Origin of the sequence: Sphingomonas eleionomae, from assembly GCF_049889035.1 — a bacterium.
Lineage (GTDB): Bacteria > Pseudomonadota > Alphaproteobacteria > Sphingomonadales > Sphingomonadaceae > Sphingomonas.
Genome location: NZ_JBLTWP010000008.1, coordinates 1 through 1,619 on the forward strand (window position 1 = coordinate 1; position 1,619 = coordinate 1,619).

Here is a 1,619-nt window from a genome sequence, read left to right on the forward strand (position 1 = left end):
AAGGCGGACGGGTCTGGTGTGGACCTGTCGAACGTCAAGATGAGCATGAACCCGTTCTGCGAGATTGCGGTCGAGGAGGCGGTTCGGCTGAAGGAAAAGGGTGCTGCGACCGAGGTGGTTGTGGTGTCGATCGGCGAGGCGAAATGCGCCGAGACGCTGCGCACCGCGCTGGCGATGGGCGCTGACCGGGCGATCCATGTGCAGACGGATGTGCGGGTCGAGCCGCTGGGCGTAGCCAAGATCCTGGCAAAGATCGTCGAGGAAGAGCAGCCGGGCCTGGTGATCCTGGGCAAGCAGGCGATTGACGATGACAATAACCAGACGGGCCAGATGCTGGCTGCGCTGACCGGGCGCGGGCAGGGAACGTTTGCCAGCAAGGTCGAGGTGGACGGCGACGCTGTTGCGGTGACGCGCGAGGTCGATGGCGGGCTGGAGACGGTGCGGCTGGCGCTGCCGGCGATCGTGACCACGGACCTGCGCCTGAACGAGCCGCGCTATGCCAGCCTGCCCAACATCATGAAGGCCAAGTCCAAGCCGCTGGCGGCCAAGACCCCGGCGGATTACGGCGTCGACGTGTCGCCGCGCCTGACCACGCTGAAGGTGGCGGAGCCGGCCAGGCGGACGGCGGGCATCAAGGTTGCCGATGTCGATGAACTGGTGGGCAAGCTGAAGGCGATGGGAGTTGCGGCATGAGCGTTCTGGTCTGGGTCGAACATGACGGTCAGTCGGTCAAGGACGCGACGCTGAGCGCGGTGACTGCTGCGGCCAAACTGGGCGAGGTGCATCTGCTGGTTGCCGGCGCTGGCGTGTCTGGCGTGGCGCAGGCTGCAGCGCAGATCGCAGGCGTGGCAAAGGTGCACGTCGCCGACGATGCCGCCTATGGCCATGGTCTGGCCGAAAATGTCGCGCCGCTGGTCGCCGGGCTGATGGCCGGGTTCGAGGCGTTTGTGGCGCCCGCCACCACGACGGGCAAGAACATCGCGCCGCGCGTCGCCGCGCTGCTCGACGTCATGCAGATCAGCGACATCCTGTCGGTGGAAAGCGCCGATACGTTCACGCGGCCCATCTATGCCGGCAACGCGATTGCGACGGTGCAGTCGGCCGATGCCAAGAAGGTGATCACGGTGCGCGGCACCGCGTTTGAAAAAGCGGCGGCGAGCGGCGGATCGGCACCGGTCGAGCCGGTGTCGGCGGGGGCCGATGCGGGCCTGTCCAGCTTTGTTTCCGCCGAGATCGCCAAGTCCGAGCGGCCCGAGCTGACCAGTGCGAAGATCATCGTGTCGGGCGGCCGCGCGCTGGGATCGGGCGAGCAGTTCCATGCGCTGATCGAGCCGCTGGCCGACAAGCTGGGCGCAGCGGTCGGCGCGAGCCGCGCGGCGGTGGATGCAGGCTATGTCCCCAACGATTATCAGGTCGGCCAGACGGGCAAGATCGTCGCGCCGCAGGTCTATCTGGCCATCGGCATCTCTGGCGCAATCCAGCACCTGGCCGGGATGAAGGACAGCAAGACCATCATCGCCATCAACAAGGATGAGGACGCCCCCATCTTCCAGGTCGCCGATATCGGCCTGGTCGGCGATCTGTTCAAAATCGTCCCGGAACTCACCGAAAAATTGTGA

The 1,619-nt window shown here is 66.1% G+C and carries 2 protein-coding genes; both read left to right on the plus strand.

Annotation, left to right across the window (positions count from 1 at the left end):
- Positions 1–693, plus strand: a 693-nt coding sequence (locus tag ACNI3Q_RS14640; protein ID WP_426277967.1) for an electron transfer flavoprotein subunit beta/FixA family protein, incomplete at its 5' end; no start/stop codon positions are given.
- Positions 690–1,619, plus strand: a complete 930-nt coding sequence (locus tag ACNI3Q_RS14645; protein ID WP_426277969.1) for an electron transfer flavoprotein subunit alpha/FixB family protein — start codon at positions 690–692, stop codon at positions 1,617–1,619. The genes ACNI3Q_RS14640 and ACNI3Q_RS14645, both read left to right, overlap by 4 nt.